The sequence below is a fragment of the Citrobacter sp. RHB35-C17 genome, assembly GCF_013816795.1.
GTDB lineage: Bacteria > Pseudomonadota > Gammaproteobacteria > Enterobacterales > Enterobacteriaceae > Citrobacter_A > Citrobacter_A amalonaticus.
Genome location: NZ_CP057150.1, coordinates 4,496,415 through 4,511,911 on the forward strand (window position 1 = coordinate 4,496,415; position 15,497 = coordinate 4,511,911).

The 15,497-nt window shown below is 53.1% G+C and carries 15 protein-coding genes; 4 read left to right on the forward strand and 11 right to left on the reverse strand.

The genetic code is table 11. The annotated features are described in order from the left end of the window. From HVZ37_RS21350 to cpxP, 6 genes are all read right to left on the reverse strand, one after another. Nucleotides 1-1,335 carry an MFS transporter gene (locus HVZ37_RS21350; protein WP_042998911.1) on the reverse strand — a complete coding sequence of 445 codons (1,335 nt, stop codon included), beginning with the start codon at nt 1,333-1,335 and terminating at the stop codon, nt 1-3. 265 nt (nt 1,336-1,600) lie between these two features. Next, a complete protein-coding gene (locus tag HVZ37_RS21355; RefSeq protein WP_042998910.1) occupies nt 1,601-2,356 on the reverse strand; it encodes a CDP-diacylglycerol diphosphatase in 756 nt (251 codons plus the stop codon). A 102-nt stretch (nt 2,357-2,458) separates the two neighbouring features. Next, nucleotides 2,459-3,448 carry a sulfate/thiosulfate ABC transporter substrate-binding protein Sbp gene (gene sbp, locus HVZ37_RS21360; RefSeq protein ID WP_061069489.1) on the reverse strand — a complete coding sequence of 330 codons (990 nt, stop codon included), beginning with the start codon at nt 3,446-3,448 and terminating at the stop codon, nt 2,459-2,461. A gap of 202 nt (nt 3,449-3,650) precedes the next feature. Continuing rightward, entirely contained in the window at nt 3,651-4,613 is a 963-nt protein-coding gene (pfkA, locus tag HVZ37_RS21365; RefSeq protein ID WP_042998908.1) for a 6-phosphofructokinase, read from the reverse strand. Between the two features lie 184 nt (nt 4,614-4,797). Next, entirely contained in the window at nt 4,798-5,700 is a 903-nt protein-coding gene (gene fieF, locus HVZ37_RS21370) for a CDF family cation-efflux transporter FieF (RefSeq protein ID WP_042998907.1), read from the reverse strand. Nucleotides 5,701-5,848: 148 nt separating this feature from the next. Beyond that, nucleotides 5,849-6,349 (reverse strand): cell-envelope stress modulator CpxP, encoded by a 501-nt coding sequence (gene cpxP / locus HVZ37_RS21375; protein WP_043001792.1) that lies wholly within the window; start codon nt 6,347-6,349, stop codon nt 5,849-5,851. A 150-nt stretch (nt 6,350-6,499) separates the two neighbouring features. Between cpxP and cpxR the strand changes: the two genes are divergently transcribed. Together cpxR and cpxA are read left to right on the forward strand one after the other, a co-directional pair. Further along, a complete protein-coding gene (gene cpxR, locus HVZ37_RS21380) occupies nt 6,500-7,198 on the forward strand; it encodes an envelope stress response regulator transcription factor CpxR (protein WP_001033731.1) in 699 nt (232 codons plus the stop codon). Then, nucleotides 7,195-8,568 carry an envelope stress sensor histidine kinase CpxA gene (gene cpxA / locus HVZ37_RS21385; RefSeq protein ID WP_044257455.1) on the forward strand — a complete coding sequence of 458 codons (1,374 nt, stop codon included), beginning with the start codon at nt 7,195-7,197 and terminating at the stop codon, nt 8,566-8,568. The genes cpxR and cpxA overlap by 4 nt, the downstream gene beginning before the upstream one ends. A gap of 116 nt (nt 8,569-8,684) precedes the next feature. On the opposite strand, the gene yiiM is transcribed toward cpxA, so the two are convergent. Beyond that, nucleotides 8,685-9,359: a 6-hydroxyaminopurine reductase gene (gene yiiM / locus HVZ37_RS21390; protein ID WP_042998904.1), complete on the reverse strand. Its 675-nt coding sequence runs from the start codon at nt 9,357-9,359 to the stop codon at nt 8,685-8,687. 152 nt (nt 9,360-9,511) lie between these two features. On the opposite strand from yiiM, the gene HVZ37_RS21395 reads away from it, so the two are divergent. Then, on the forward strand, nt 9,512-10,402 hold the full coding sequence (locus HVZ37_RS21395) for a dihydrodipicolinate synthase family protein (protein ID WP_044257454.1): 891 nt from the start codon (nt 9,512-9,514) through the stop codon (nt 10,400-10,402). A gap of 85 nt (nt 10,403-10,487) precedes the next feature. Here the strand turns inward: HVZ37_RS21395 and kdgT are convergent, their stop codons facing one another. Next, nucleotides 10,488-11,471 (reverse strand): 2-keto-3-deoxygluconate transporter, encoded by a 984-nt coding sequence (gene kdgT / locus HVZ37_RS21400; RefSeq protein WP_042998902.1) that lies wholly within the window; start codon nt 11,469-11,471, stop codon nt 10,488-10,490. Nucleotides 11,472-11,664: 193 nt separating this feature from the next. After that, nucleotides 11,665-12,285: a superoxide dismutase [Mn] gene (gene sodA, locus HVZ37_RS21405; protein ID WP_044257452.1), complete on the reverse strand. Its 621-nt coding sequence runs from the start codon at nt 12,283-12,285 to the stop codon at nt 11,665-11,667. 286 nt (nt 12,286-12,571) lie between these two features. On the opposite strand from sodA, the gene rhaT reads away from it, so the two are divergent. Then, the gene (gene rhaT, locus HVZ37_RS21410; protein WP_061069461.1) at nt 12,572-13,606 is read left to right on the forward strand and encodes an L-rhamnose/proton symporter RhaT; all 1,035 of its coding nucleotides are present in this window, start codon (nt 12,572-12,574) and stop codon (nt 13,604-13,606) included. Here the strand turns inward: rhaT and rhaR are convergent. Further along, on the reverse strand, nt 13,603-14,451 hold the full coding sequence (gene rhaR / locus HVZ37_RS21415) for an HTH-type transcriptional activator RhaR (protein WP_042998899.1): 849 nt from the start codon (nt 14,449-14,451) through the stop codon (nt 13,603-13,605). The genes rhaT and rhaR overlap by 4 nt on opposite strands. Before the next feature lie 140 nt (nt 14,452-14,591). Next, nucleotides 14,592-15,428, reverse strand: a complete 837-nt coding sequence (gene rhaS / locus HVZ37_RS21420; protein ID WP_044328282.1) for an HTH-type transcriptional activator RhaS — start codon at nt 15,426-15,428, stop codon at nt 14,592-14,594. Nucleotides 15,429-15,497: the final 69 nt, after the last annotated feature.

Here is a 15,497-nt window from a genome sequence, read left to right on the forward strand (position 1 = left end):
TCACGCCTGACGCTGCGCCAGTTCACTCTGGATATCGCGGTAATAATCGTTGTTGATCAGATACTTTTTCATCACCACGCCAACCACCAGATGGAAGACGGCAGGGATGAGCGTCATCATCAGCGCAATCCCGGTCAGCGAGCTTGCACTCTGCTGGACATCCGCCTGGTAGCCGAAGTGGCTCAGCAGGAAGCCAAGGACGCCGCCGGCAATCCCCATCCCGAATTTCTGAAAGAACAGAATGCCGCCGAAAGCCAGTCCGGAAACGCGCAGCCCGGTTTTCTTCTCGCCGTAATCGACGGCCTCCGCGATGGAAGACCAGAACACCGGCATTTGCATGTCGCAGAAGAAGTTGATGAGAAAGTAAAAGACAAAGGCGAGGATCAGGTTCTGCTGCCCGACGCAAAGATACATGCCGATACTCAGCGCGAAGGTCATCAGTTGGGTGTAGCGGAACATTTTTATTTTGTCCCAGAACTTAGTCACCCACGTGGTCGCAATCATCGCCAGAATAGACGCCACCACGCCGACGGTCAGGAACGGTGAAATCAGGCTGTCACCGCCATTCAGATAATATTTGGCGTAATAGGCCGCGACCGAACCGCGGATCACGTAGCCGCACATCAGCAACATAATCACCACGCCCAGAATCAGCCACTGGTCGTTACGTAGTAAATTCGCAAACTGCTGTTTGACGGACAGTGACGGCAATTCAGGCTCGCTGCGTTCGCGGGTGGTCATAAAGCAGAAGATAAACAGCACGGCGCCCATCGCCCCCATCAGGCCCATAGAGAGCTGATAACCCAGCGCTTTATTGCCCTGTCCCAGCCAGACCGCCAGCATGGGAACCACAATCGTCACCAGAAACGCGGCGATTTTGGTCATCACAAAACGATACCCGTTGGCGCTCAGACGCTCGCCCGGATCGTCCGTGATAACGCCAATCAGAGAGATATAAGGGATGGTGATCGCCGTATAAACCAGCGTCATCAGAATGTAAGTGAAATAGGCCCATGCCAGCTTCGCCATATACGCCATATCCGGCGTGATAAACATCAGATAGACGGCGAAGCCAAATGGAATGGCAAACCATAACAACCATGGACGATAGCGTCCCCAGCGGGTCGACACTTTGTCGGTCAGCATTCCCATTGCCGGATCGATAATGGCATCGATCATCCGCACCACCACCAGCAGCACACCCACATCCGCTGCCCGTAAACCGTAAATATCCGTGTAGAAATATGCCAGCAGAAGCTGCATGGCAATAATCACTACGTTGATCGCCATATCCCCGGCGCCGAAACCTATTTTTTCCACGATAGACAATTTCATATCGGTATTCCTTTTGCGCCGTTCAGCGCAAGAATGTCGAAAAAAGGATGACGTAACTACGTGAAATAAAAGCTTTTATGATTAACGCATGACCCAGAAAACCAGGATCAGGCGTTATGAGGGAGTGTAATGGAACCACAAAAGATATAAAGGTATACCTTTATATCTTTTGATCGAATTCACATTATTTTAACCAACGATACATCTTCGCTGGCCTGAAGTGGGAGATTGTGCAAAAAAACGCCGACAACCGTCGGCGTGGCGATCAGGGCTGAGTCAGGAGCTTACAGTCGTGATCCTGAATTTCTTCTGCCGACGCCCGGTTAAACGCCAGCATGTTGCGCTGCGTGGCCAACAGAACAAAAGCGTCATCACTTTGACGCGCCAGCGCCAGCGCATAGCTGCCCATTCGCTCACGCGCTTCCGGCACCTCTTCGGCCAGCATCATAAACGGACTGCGCTGCGCCAGTTCGCTTTCTGTCACGCGACGGGCGAGATACTCATGCCCGCGCAGTCCGCCCGGCAGCGGTAACCAGCGGGTGCTGATTTTGGTCTGGTTAGCGTCCAGTTGCGCTCTGACATCAGGACGAAGGCAGGAAATATGGATGTGGAAATGGTTTTGCGTCCGTCCGCTGCGCGAATTGATTGCCAGCGACACGACGCTGTCCGGAATATCCTTGCCATACTTTTGGCTCATGAAATCGCGCGCCTGCCAGGCCAGCCAGAAGAAATTCGGCGTGTATTGTTCCACCAGCAACGGACTCTCGGTGCCATTAATGCGATAAGTCGGCATCAGCAGATATTGCAGCGGACCATTGCGATCTTTAAAGACCACATATCCAGCATCGGGCTTCACTTCGACACATGGCGCAGGGTTTTGATGCTGCAACTGGTTGGGCAGGCATTGCTCAAGCACAATCTTACGCAACGCATCCGGGTTTCCGGCCAGCTTCCAGTAGCCAAAACCTGCCGCAGCGGCAATAACGACAACGGCCAGTAGTCCATAGCCTGTTTTTTTCATAACGCGTTCCCTGTATCTCAACGGCCTGCAAGAGTAACGCAAAATGATGACAAATAAAAAAGCCCGGCGGTAAATACCCCGGGCTTCTTCTCCTGCCAGCTCTTAACGCTTGCTGATTTGATCGAACGTTCCGCCATTCGAGAAGTGTTCTTTTTGCGCTTTCGTCCAGCCGCCGAACGTTTCATCAATGGTAAAGAGTTTCAGCTTCGGAAACGCATTTTCGTATTTCTTCGCCACCTCTGCATCACGCGGACGGTAGTAGTTTTTAGCCGCAATCTCCTGACCTTCCGGTGAGTAGAGATACTTTAGATAGGCTTCCGCCACGGCCTGAGTGCCTTTCTTCTCGGTCACTTTATCCACAACGGAGACCGTCGGTTCAGCCAGAATGGATTCGCTCGGCGTCACGATTTCAAATTTATCTTTGCCCAGCTCATTGGTCGCCAGCAGCGCTTCGTTCTCCCAGGCGATCAGCACGTCGCCGATGCCGCGTTCGACAAAGGTATTGGTCGCACCGCGTGCGCCAGAGTCCAGCACTTCGACATTCTTAAACAGCGCCTTCACAAAGTCCTGCGCTTTTGCCTGATCGTTGTTGTTGTGGTGCAGCGCATAACCCCAGGCAGCCAGATAGTTCCAGCGTGCACCGCCGGAGCTTTTCGGGTTAGGCGTGATCACCGAAACGCCAGGCTTAACCAGATCGTTCCAGTCATGAATTTGCTTCGGGTTGCCTTTACGCACCAGGAACACAATGGTGGAGGTGTAAGGCGCAGAGTTGTCCGGCAGGCGTTTGATCCAGTTTTTATCAATACGACCACGCTCGGCAATCGCATCCACATCATAGGCCAGTGCCAGCGTCACCACATCCGCCTCAATGCCGTTAATCACCGAGGTCGCCTGTTTGCCTGACCCGCCGTGTGACTGACGAATCACCACGTTATCGCCCGTTTCTTGCTTCCAGTGTGCGCTAAACGCTTTGTTGTACTGCTCGTACAGCTCACGCGTTGGATCGTAAGACACGTTCAGTAATTGAATATCCTTTGCCAGAACGCCGCTGGATGCCAGCAGCAAAGTTAACCCTACGCCCCATTTGTTCATCGCCCAACTCTCTTATGTTGTGTTGTGATGAGCAAAGCGTGCCAGAAAGGTATCCAAACATTAAAGAATAAAAAAAGATTGGCTATAACGAGAGGGAATATATGGAGGGCGTATGCCGGATGGCGGCTGACGCCTTATCCGGCCTACAAGTCTTGCGATCTGTAGGCCGGGTAAGCGTAGCGCCATCAGGCGCAGAGAAGAATCAGTACAGTTTCTTCGCGCAATCCAGCCAGTCACCTTTGAACGGACGCTTCATGTTTTCGATAGCATCGATGATGTCATGGTGAACCAGTTTTTCGTTCTGAATACCGACGCAACGACCACCGTGACCTTCCAGCAGCAGTTCAATGGCGTAAGAACCCATACGGGAAGCCAGGATGCGGTCATAAGGCACTGGAGAACCGCCGCGCTGGATGTGACCCAGTACGGTCGAGCGGGTTTCACGGCCCGTCTCTTTCTCAATGTAATGCGCCAGTTCGTCGACATCGCACATGTGCTCAGTGATTGCCACGATAGCGTGTTTCTTACCCTTCGCAATACCCGCTTTGATTTCAGCAACCAGATCGTCACGGCTGAATTCCACTTCCGGTACCACAACGAACTCACAGCCACCGGCAATCGCTGCCGCCAGCGTCAGGTCGCCACAGTAACGCCCCATCACTTCAACGATAGAGATACGCTGGTGAGAAGACGAGGTGTCGCGCAGACGGTCAATCGCTTCAACCACGGTGCCCAGCGCCGTAAAGTAACCGATGGTGTAGTCAGTGCCTTTGATATCGTTATCGATAGTGCCAGGCAAGCCGATGCACGGGAAGCCCATTTCAGTCAGGCGTTTCGCACCCATGTAAGAACCGTCACCGCCGATCACCACCAGCGCGTCGATTCCACGTTTTTTCAGGTTTTCGATAGCCACGGCGCGGACATTTTCGTCACGGAACTCCGGGAAACGAGCGGAACCCAGGAAGGTACCACCGCGGTTAATCATGTCGGACACGCTATAACGGTCGAGCTGCACCATACGGTCTTCGTACAGACCCAAGTAGCCATCATAAATCCCCATGACTTCCAGTCCTTCCGTCAGTGCTGCGCGCACCACACCACGGATTGCTGCGTTCATGCCCGGCGCATCACCGCCGCTTGTCAACACACCGATTTTCTTAATCATGACTACCTCTGAACTTTGGAATGCAAAATGAAGTCTGTTGCCGGAAGTCGATCCTGCATAGCGAGACGATCCAACGAATATGCAAATAGTATAACAATCACGTCCTGCTGAATTGATTCAGGTCAGGCCAAATGGCGGTAATTTATACACAAAATGCGGGCCTGGCTCTCTTTTTTACGCTCACTTACGAAAGCTCAAACCTTTTGCCTTCCCTGGGTACGACGGAACACGGGTCCTGATGGATAATGACATCGGAGCCCGGAAAACGCCGTAAAATCGCCTGCTCTACCTGTTCAGCCACAACATGCGCCTGAACGAGCGGCAGATTATCTTCCATTTCCAAATGAATCTGAATAAAGCGGGTCGGCCCTGACTGCCGCGTACGGAGATCGTGAGCACCACTGACGCCCGGCCATGATGTCACGATGTCAAAAATTTCCTGACGTTCTTCATCGGGTAATGCGCGATCCAGTAACGACTGCACGGCATCATAACCCATGCGTAACGCGCTATATAAAATATAGATGCCAATCCCCAAAGCAAACAACGCGTCTGCACGATGCCAGCCGTACCAGGCCAGACCGAGCGCCACGAGAATCGCACCGTTCATCATAACATCAGACTGATAATGAAGCATATCCGCCCGTACTGCCTGGCTTTGCGTCCGCTTCACCACCCAGCGCTGAAACGAGACCAGCACCACAGTACATATCAGGGCGATAATGGTAACCACAACCCCCACGCCGGGTTCGTTCATCGGCGTCGGTGTAATCAGATGCTGGATACCCGTTAAAAATAAAAACAACGCCGAACCGGAAATAAACATGCTTTGCGCCAGCGCAGCCAGTGATTCCGCTTTGCCATGACCAAAGGTATGTTCATCATCCGCGGGCTGCAGCGAATAGCGCACCACTAACAGGTTAGTGAGCGACGCGGCAATATCCACCAGCGAGTCGACCAGGGCCGCCAGAATACTCACCGACCCGGTGTACCACCACGCAAAAATTTTGATCAAAAGTAACAGCGATGCCATCACTGTCGCGGCAATGGCCGCCCGACTGACTAACCGCCCATAGGATTGATTCATAAACACTCCTGCCATTTCATGCCGGTAGTATAACGGATGGTGTAAGACAATCAGTGATTATGACGATGACAATTTACAGGCAAAAAAAACCCCCACGTCATGTGGGGGAAGACAGGGATGGTGTCTATGGCAAGGAAAACAGGGTTTACTACTGGGAACGTGAGTTGCTACTACTCAATAACTTCAACGAAGAACTTTTTTGCCAGTGCGTCACGTCACGCAACTGCTCCATTCTTTGTTGGTGCTTCTCGTTTAAAACCGCTTGCTGCTCGGGGGTAAGCAGGCGATACATCTGGTTGCGAACGCGGGCCATTTCGACCTGTCTGGCAACCTGTGCCTGCGCCATTTTTTCTGCCTGAGCGCGCACAGCGGTTTCATCAAAATTTTCTGCAGTAATAAGACGATGCATCGTCTCCATTTCGCTAACATTAACAGGCGGCTGCTCATGGCGGGCCTGTTGCATCAGATCTCTCATCTGTTGACGTTGATGTTCGGTTAAACTTATGCCGTCAAACATATGGCTCTGTACAGTGCGCGGCGCAGAGGATTCTCCCGGGTGCCAGTTATCGCCTGTAACGACTTCAGCTGCATGGCTAACCGTACTGAGTGCCAGCGTTGAGGCCATGACGGCAGCGGTAACTTTGCGCATCATTTGCTCCCAAAATCTTTTCTGTCGCGATTCAACGAGAGACAGTTTACGATTCGGGCTGCAAACATGCGTCAGGGGGTGTAAAACAACGTAAAGTCATGGATTAGCGACGCCTGATGACGTAATTTCTGCCTCGGAGGTACTTAAACAATGAATAAAATCCTGTTAGTTGATGATGACCGAGAGCTGACTTCCCTGTTAAAGGAGCTGCTCGAAATGGAAGGCTTCAATGTGCTGGTTGCCCATGACGGGGAGCAGGCGCTTGAGCTTCTGGACGACAGCATTGATTTACTTTTGCTTGATGTGATGATGCCGAAGAAAAACGGTATCGATACGTTGAAAGCGCTTCGCCAGACACACCAGACGCCCGTAATTATGCTGACCGCCCGCGGTAGCGAACTGGATCGCGTACTCGGCCTTGAGCTGGGTGCAGATGACTATTTGCCGAAACCGTTTAACGATCGTGAACTGGTCGCCCGTATCCGCGCGATCCTGCGTCGTTCGCACTGGAGCGAGCAGCAGCAGAGCAGCGATAACGGCTCGCCGACGCTGGAAGTGGATGCCCTTAGCCTTAACCCGGGCCGCCAGGAAGCCAGCTTTGATGGTCAGACGCTGGAGTTAACTGGTACCGAATTCACCCTGCTCTATCTGCTGGCGCAGCATCTCGGCCAGGTGGTATCGCGTGAACATTTGAGCCAGGAAGTGCTGGGTAAACGCCTGACGCCTTTCGACCGTGCCATCGACATGCATATCTCCAACCTGCGGCGCAAACTGCCGGAGCGGAAAGACGGGCATCCGTGGTTTAAAACTCTGCGTGGTCGCGGCTATCTGATGGTTTCCGCTTCATGATAGGGAGCTTAACCGCGCGCATCTTTGCCATCTTCTGGTTGACGCTGGCACTGGTGTTGATGTTGGTACTGATGTTACCCAAGCTCGACTCACGCCAGATGACCGAGCTACTGGACAGCGAACAGCGCCAGGGGTTAATGATTGAGCAACACGTAGAAGCTGAACTCGCGAACGATCCACCCAATGATTTGATGTGGTGGCGTCGCCTGTTCCGTGCGATTGACAAGTGGGCGCCGCCAGGACAGCGGTTATTGCTTGTGACTACAGAAGGACGCGTGATCGGCGCTGAACGCAGCGAAATGCAGATCATTCGTAACTTTATTGGTCAGGCGGATAACGCCGATCATCCGCAGAAGAAAAAGTACGGTCGCGTTGAAATGGTGGGGCCCTTCTCCGTCAGAGACGGGGAAGATAACTACCAGCTTTACCTGATTCGACCAGCCAGCAGTTCCCAATCCGATTTTATCAACCTGCTGTTTGACCGCCCGCTGTTGTTGCTGATTGTCACGATGTTAGTCAGTTCTCCGCTGTTGTTATGGCTGGCGTGGAGCCTGGCAAAACCGGCACGTAAGTTGAAAAACGCGGCGGATGAGGTGGCTCAGGGTAACCTGCGTCAGCATCCGGAACTGGAAGCCGGTCCGCAGGAATTTCTTGCCGCAGGCGCCAGCTTTAACCAGATGGTGACCGCGCTGGAGCGGATGATGACCACGCAACAGCGTCTGTTGTCTGATATCTCACACGAACTGAGAACCCCGCTCACCCGTTTGCAACTGGGGACCGCGCTGTTGCGTCGTCGCAGCGGCGAAAGTAAGGAGCTGGAGCGTATTGAGACGGAAGCGCAGCGTCTGGACAGCATGATCAACGATCTGCTGGTCATGTCGCGCAATCAGCAGAAAAATGCGCTGGTCAGCGAAACGATGAAAGCCAATCATTTGTGGGGTGAGGTGCTGGATAATGCCGCCTTTGAAGCCGAACAGATGGGCAAATCGCTTACGGTGAATTTCCCGCCGGGACCGTGGCCGCTGTACGGAAACCCGAACGCGCTGGAAAGTGCGCTGGAAAACATCGTCCGTAATGCCCTGCGCTATTCACACTCGAAGATTGAAGTCGGCTTCGCAGTGGATAAAGACGGAATTACGATCACGGTGGATGATGATGGTCCTGGCGTCAGCCCGGAAGACCGTGAGCAGATTTTCCGCCCGTTCTATCGCACCGATGAAGCACGCGATCGCGAATCCGGCGGCACCGGTCTGGGTCTGGCAATTGTAGAAACCGCCATTCAGCAGCATCGCGGCTGGGTGAAAGCCGAAGACAGCCCGCTGGGCGGTTTACGGCTGGTGATTTGGTTGCCGTTGTATAAACGTTCGTAACGGTATTGTGCCGGATAGTGGCGTAAACGCCTTATCCGGCCGACAAATCTCCACGAACGGTAGGTCGGATAAGCGTTGCGCCATCAGGCATTTTTTCCGTTGCCGGATAGCAGCGCTTATTTGCCCCACAAACGCCGGGATTGATCTTCGATTTTGCCGCTTAAACGGCGCTTTTGCATCGTTCGCGTCCAGCTCTTCGACAGCCCCGCCGCTGACAGTAAACGATGGTACTGTTCATCATCAAAAGGCATATGCCAGGCTATGGCGATCGCCTCCTGTACGCTGACGTCGCTAACGCGGGAGACCAGCTCCAGTGGCGCATCGGCTGACACCATGCCTGGCGCAATCACACTACACAGCCAGCCCGTTTTGCCGCAGTTCTGCATCAGGCTCGCCATATCGCTAATACCAAAGTGGAAATTAAGCTTAAAGCACGGTGAGCGCGGCTGTGTGACCTGAATCAGCGCTTCGCCCCAACGGAAAATATCGCCAATATAGACATTGTGTTCCGTCAGGCCATCGGTAGAGAGGTTCTCACCAAACGCCGGGGCCACGAATTGATCCGCCTGATCGGGGAACTCCCGCGCCCAGTACAGATAATGTTCGCGCGGATAATGGCACAGCGCACGATCGGGCCCGCCGTGGATTTTCGTTTCTGCCTGTTCATCACCTTCCAGACCCAGTTCCGTCAGCATCAGTTCGCCATCGACCTGAATTTTGCCAATTGCACTGGGGCGGCTTCCCGCGTAGTCCTGAATCTTGCCGCTGAACACGTCTACTGGATATCGCATCTGGCCCTCTCCCTGATCAATTTGCCTTATTTAACCACAATTATTTTACCTCAACCGCGCAAAATGAGAGCAAGGTTCACACGACGCGCAAATATCCATGCTATCAATGGAAGTGATTTTGAAACGGCATTTCATAATAAGGAGTCAACAACGTGACAGGTCAAACGCAGTTTGCTGGCGTCTGGTGCCCCTCCATTACGCCAATGGATCAGGATGGTAATATCGATCTCAACGGTCTGAGCCAACACCTTCAACGCCTCACTGACGCAAAAATCGACGTGATTTTGCTGATGGGCAGTATCGGAGAGTTCGCTTCCTTCACCCTTGACGAACGCCTGCTGTTGATTCGCGAGGCGCGCGGCATGAGCCCATTGAAGATGGTGGCTAACGTCTCCTCCACCTGCATCCACGATGTCTTGCGGATGGCGCAGGAAGCGTATCGCACAGGCTACGATGCAGTGATGGTTCTGCCACCCTATTACTACGGTCAAACGCCGAAGCAACTGCTGAGCTACTTCCGCCAGTTGGGGCAAAAGCTCAGCGGGAAATGGTTTGCCTACAACTTCCCGCCGCGCACCGGCAGCGACTTAACGCCGGATCTGGTTGCCCAGCTTGCCAGCGAGTTCCCGAACTTTGCCGGGATCAAAGATACTGTTGACTGTCAGTCGCATACCCGCCGAATGATCGAGGCAACGCAGGCCGTGCGTAACGACTTTGCCGTCCTTTCAGGCTATGACGAGTACTTCATTCCCAATCTGCTGGCTGGCGGCGCGGGGATTATCTCTGGGCTGAACAATGTGATGCCGGAGCTGTTTGTCAGCGCGCGTGAGGCGTTCAAGGCCGGTGACCTGGCGGCCCTTCGCGACATTCAGCAGAAAATTGGCGTATACATGTCGATTTATGCCATCGGCGAAGATTTCGTCACCACCATCAAGACGGTGGTATCGCGCAAGTTTGGCTATTGCACAGGGGTTTCACGCAATGCGGGCGGCGAGTTGAACGAACACGATTGCCGGACGATTGATGAGGTGTTTGGTCGTTAATAGACAAGGCCCGGTGAGATTCACCAGGCCTTTTTATGACGCAAAAACAAGCCGGATAAGCGTAGCGCCATCCGGCATTATTGTATTATTTCACTGCATTCTGGATGTCGACTGCCGCCACTTTTGCTTTGACCTTCTTCGACCAGATGGAGGTGATAATCGGCACCAGGATTGATGTCACAATCACCGAGGTGGCGACCAGCGAAGTTGCAGCCGGTGCCATCGGTTTAAACGCGGGCACCATTTCTGCGATCAGTACCGGTGTCGCCACTGCAGCTCCTGCTGAGCTGGACGCCGCAATCCCTGCTGTACCGTCGCCGCCGCCAATCAGTTTATCGGCAATAATCAGCGGAATACCGGTGACGATAATCACCGCCACACCCAACAGAATACCCAACAGACCGGTCTGTGCTATCACGCTCAGATCGATGGTGTTACCCAGCGCAAAGGCGAAGAAAGGGATCAGCGTCTGGACGGCTTTACTGAAGAATTCACGCAGTTCCGGGTCAAGGTTACCCAGCGTAAAGCCCACCAGGAAAGGCAGCACTGCGCCGACAAACACATGCGGTTCAAACGACGCAATCCCGGCCGTACCGAGGATGATCATCGTCATCAGCGGTCCGGACTCTAGCGACATCAGAACAAATGCCCCGGCCTCTTCTTTGGTGCCGTACTGTTGCATAATGGACGCGTACAGCCCGCCGTTGGTCATGTCCATTGCCGCAACCAGCGCCAGTGTCGACAGCCCGGCAAAGAATCCTGCCTCCACGCCATGTTCAGGAATAATCCGCGAGGCAATCGCCGCCACTACCCACGCCACGGCAATTTTAGTCACCACCAGCGTCCCGGACTTACGCAGGACGGTACCCGTCGCGCTTAGCTTGATGGAGGCCCCCATGCAGAAGAACCACACGGCCAGAATAGGCACCGTGCCGGTGATCATCCCGTTGGTGAATGAGCCAAAATATTTCCCCGCGTCAGGAGAGAACGTGTGACACAACGCGCCCAGGAACAGAGGGACGAGCATCATGCCACCAGGGATTTTTTCTATCGTGCGTTTAATCTGCATTTCCATCACCTTCCGATGTAAAGATGTGTCAACGATAGACATTCAGCACAATAATAAAAGTGATCCCAACCACACAATAAAACAATGTTTCAATTTTTGTGGATCACTGTTTTTCATTCGATTTTGATCACAAAAAAACCCCACCGGCCACGCCGACGGGGTCATATAAACGCGATGTCTTGTTAAATAAGACTTATTTTTTTGCAGCGAAACGCGCAGCCGCTTCGTCCCAGTTCACCACGTTCCAGAACTCTTTGATGTAGTCCGGACGACGGTTCTGGAATTTCAGGTAGTAAGCGTGTTCCCACACGTCCAGGCCCACAATCGGGAAGCCAGACGCACCAGAAATCGCTTCACCCATCAGCGGGGAATCCTGGTTTGCGGTTGAAACGACCGCCAGCTTGTCGCCTTTCAGCACCAGCCAGGCCCAGCCGGAACCGAAACGGGTGGCGGCTGCTTTTTCGAATTCTGCTTTGAAGTTATCAACAGAGCCGAAATCACGTTCGATAGCCGCTTTCAGATCGCCCTGCAGGGTAGTGCCCTTTTTCAGGCCTTTCCAGAACAGGCTGTGGTTAGCGTGACCGCCCGCATTATTACGCAGAACGGTTTTCTTGTCGGCCGGTACCTGATCCAGTTTAGCGATCAGCTCTTCAGCAGACAGGTTAGCGAATTCAGGCAGACTTTCCAGCGCCGCGTTGGCGTTGTTTACATAGGTCTGGTGGTGTTTGGTATGGTGGATTTCCATCGTCTGCTTATCGAAGTGCGGTTCCAGCGCATCATAAGCGTACGGCAGGGATGGCAGTGTATAACTCATAATCATCTCCATTATTGTCGAGCGGCCGGGTGTTAACGCCGCGTAAGCAGTTGGTTCATTATAGTTAATTAAATGATATTGAAAATGATTATCAATGCCGTACTTTTACTAAGGTTATTACATTAACGTCTATTGCTGATTATGTGAGCCATATCACCCACTTAACCGGGTCTTTGCCAGAAAGGGAAAATCACGGCAATCGGCAAAAGGTTATACATCTGCGCAATTTTTAAACTCATGACGTCGGAAGGCTAGAAACGACGATAAAAACAATGAGGATGATGTGATGAGTAACGCGATTACGATGGGTATTTTTTGGCATTTGATAGGTGCGGCCAGTGCAGCCTGTTTCTATGCCCCGTTCAAACAAGTGAAACAGTGGTCATGGGAAACCATGTGGTCGGTCGGTGGGATTGTCTCGTGGCTGATCCTCCCGTGGACCATCAGCGCCATGCTGCTGCCTGACTTCTGGGCCTACTACAGTTCATTCAGCCTTTCCACTCTACTGCCGGTGTTTCTGTTCGGCGCCATGTGGGGCATCGGCAATATCAACTACGGTCTGACCATGCGCTACCTCGGCATGTCGATGGGGATTGGCATTGCCATCGGCATTACGCTGATTGTCGGTACGCTGATGACCCCTATCATCAACGGCAATTTTGATGTGTTGATTAACACCGAAGGCGGGCGTATGACGCTGCTCGGGGTGCTGGTTGCGCTGATTGGCGTCGGGATCGTCACACGCGCGGGCCAGCTCAAAGAGCGTAAAATGGGCATCAAAGCCGAAGAATTCAACCTGAAAAAAGGGCTGTTGCTGGCGGTAATGTGCGGCATTTTCTCCGCAGGCATGTCGTTTGCGATGAACGCGGCGAAGCCGATGCATGAAGCCGCCGCGGCACTGGGTGTAGACCCGCTGTATGTCGCACTGCCAAGCTATGTAGTGATCATGGGCGGCGGCGCGTTGGTCAATCTGGGTTTCTGTTTTATTCGTCTGGCAAAAGTGAAGAGCCTGTCGGTAAAAGCCGACTTCTCGCTGGCAAAATCGCTTATCATCACCAACGTGCTGCTGTCCGCACTGGGTGGCCTGATGTGGTATTTGCAGTTCTTTTTCTACGCCTGGGGCCACGCGCGCATTCCGGCGCAATATGACTACATCAGTTGGATGCTGCACATGAGTTTCTACGTGCTGTGCGGTGGTATTGTCGGTCTGGTACTGAAAGAGTGGAACAACGCCGGGCGTCGTCCTGTCAGCGTCCTGAGTCTGGGATGTGTGGTGATCATCATCGCCGCCAACATTGTCGGTCTGGGTATGGCAAGCTAATCCGTTGAATTACTGAGATGACGCCACTGACTGGGCGTCATCCCGGTTTCCCGCGTAAACACCACAGAAAAGTAATTACTGTCTTCAAAGCCACACTTCATCGAAATCTCACCGATCATCAGACGGCTGTGCTGAAGTAAATATTGCGCATGACAGACGCGAACCTGGCGCTGATACTGGTTAATCGTCATTCCGGTCTGGCTACGAAACTGCTGGCGCAGCACGCGTTCACTGCACGCTTCCCGATCGCAGAAGACATCCAGCGCAAACGGACGCTCCAGACTGGCGGCCAGCGCGGTAATCAGTTTATCCAGCAGCGTTTCGCTGGAGGTCGCTGGCAGCGTGTCGGTCGCATAGCGATGACGCTTCAACGTCATCACCAGTTGGCCAAAGAGCAGCTCCGCCATGTCGTTGGCGATCGGATCGTGCTGGTTACTTTCATGCTCAAGCTGGCTTATCACCTGGCGCGCCTGCGTCATACCCACACTACCCAGTCGCCAGTGCGGCTGTCGCGGTGTGCCGTTAAAACCCGGGATCGCGCTCTCCCAGCCCAGATTCAACTTTAGCCGCTCCGGACAATAGATGATGTTCTGTAACACGAGATCGTTAACGGAGGTGTAAGAGTGCTTGTCTTCGGCGCGAATATAAAACAGATCGCCACGGGTGATGCGATAGGGACGGTCATTGAGCACATGCAGACCATTGCCGCGCCAGACGATCACCAGCTCACAAAAATCATGCGTATGTTCGGCAAACACATCCTGCGGATAGCGATCGGCGACAGCGACGGCCTGTCCGGCATTCGCAAAGAAGTCATCTTTTAGAAGAATCAGTTGATTCGCCACCTGAATATTCCTTGCCGGATGATGGCTTCGCCTTATCCGACCCGCAAATTACGTCAACACCCAGGCCGGATAAGATTTCCGGCATCACAGATCGATGATTATTAACATTCTGGCGGCGAAAAACGTTGATAGCATTCGCGTTACTGAAGTAACGCATCCCGTCCCTGGCGAATGTCGCGCGGCGACCAGTCAAATTCACGGCGAAACAGAGTCGAAAAGTGGTTACTGTCGCCAAAACCACAGCGATAGGCGATTTCTGTGACGCTTTCATCGCTATGACGCAACAGATGGCGGGCTTTGATTAAGCGCAGACGGTTAAGATAGCGCTGCGGCGTCAGCCCAGTCTGTTGTTTCAACTGGCGGTGCAGCGTGCGCAGGGAAAGCGAGAAGCGATCGGCCAACGCCTCCCAGCAGACCTCCTCCGCAAAATGATCTTCCAGCCAGGCCATCAACTGATTCAGGCGCGCATCGTTATTTTCCGCCCCTTCCATCAGGCTACTTTTGCGCAACAGCACCAGCAGTTGCATAAACAGAATTTCACGATTGGCGACGCCGGGGAGATCGCTCTCATCGCCGTCCTGTTCCATTTTTGCCACCAGTTGGCGCACCTGTTGTAGCGCGCTCTGATTCACCCGCCAGTGAGAGGGATACACGCCATCCTGTTCCTGCGGCAGTAACTGATCTAACCCTGCCAGAAAGCGGAACGCATCGGGCGAACGGTAGAGCACATTGGTCAGGCAAAGATTGTCCGTATGCTCATACAAGTGCCGGTCATGGTCGCGGACAAAGCAAACCGTACCGCCGCTGATGGTATAGGGCTGTCCATTGAATACATGAATACCGGTGCCATGTTCCACAATCACAATCTCATGAAAATCATGATGATGCTCTGGAAAAGCGGACTGAGGTAAGCGGGGCTCAATGGCCACAGGCGCTTTACCTGATGGAAAAAAATCCACGCAGTGCAGTACGGTCATGATGGCATCCAGGTCAAATGAACATGTCAGAAATAGTAATTAAGGGTTAGCCACCTCACCTTAAATTTT

Excerpts from the sequence above, each read along its gene's own strand:
- HVZ37_RS21350 (WP_042998911.1), bottom strand. The coding sequence starts at position 1,335 with ATGAAATTGTCTATCGTGGAAAAAATAGGTTTCGGCGCCGGGGATATG.
- HVZ37_RS21355 (WP_042998910.1), bottom strand. The coding sequence starts at position 2,356 with ATGAAAAAAACAGGCTATGGACTACTGGCCGTTGTCGTTATTGCCGCT.
- sbp (WP_061069489.1), bottom strand. The coding sequence starts at position 3,448 with ATGAACAAATGGGGCGTAGGGTTAACTTTGCTGCTGGCATCCAGCGGC.
- pfkA (WP_042998908.1), bottom strand. The coding sequence starts at position 4,613 with ATGATTAAGAAAATCGGTGTGTTGACAAGCGGCGGTGATGCGCCGGGC.
- fieF (WP_042998907.1), bottom strand. The coding sequence starts at position 5,700 with ATGAATCAATCCTATGGGCGGTTAGTCAGTCGGGCGGCCATTGCCGCG.
- cpxP (WP_043001792.1), bottom strand. The coding sequence starts at position 6,349 with ATGCGCAAAGTTACCGCTGCCGTCATGGCCTCAACGCTGGCACTCAGT.
- cpxR (WP_001033731.1), top strand. The coding sequence starts at position 6,500 with ATGAATAAAATCCTGTTAGTTGATGATGACCGAGAGCTGACTTCCCTG.
- cpxA (WP_044257455.1), top strand. The coding sequence starts at position 7,195 with ATGATAGGGAGCTTAACCGCGCGCATCTTTGCCATCTTCTGGTTGACG.
- yiiM (WP_042998904.1), bottom strand. The coding sequence starts at position 9,359 with ATGCGATATCCAGTAGACGTGTTCAGCGGCAAGATTCAGGACTACGCG.
- kdgT (WP_042998902.1), bottom strand. The coding sequence starts at position 11,471 with ATGCAGATTAAACGCACGATAGAAAAAATCCCTGGTGGCATGATGCTC.
- sodA (WP_044257452.1), bottom strand. The coding sequence starts at position 12,285 with ATGAGTTATACACTGCCATCCCTGCCGTACGCTTATGATGCGCTGGAA.
- rhaT (WP_061069461.1), top strand. The coding sequence starts at position 12,572 with ATGAGTAACGCGATTACGATGGGTATTTTTTGGCATTTGATAGGTGCG.
- rhaS (WP_044328282.1), bottom strand. The coding sequence starts at position 15,428 with ATGACCGTACTGCACTGCGTGGATTTTTTTCCATCAGGTAAAGCGCCT.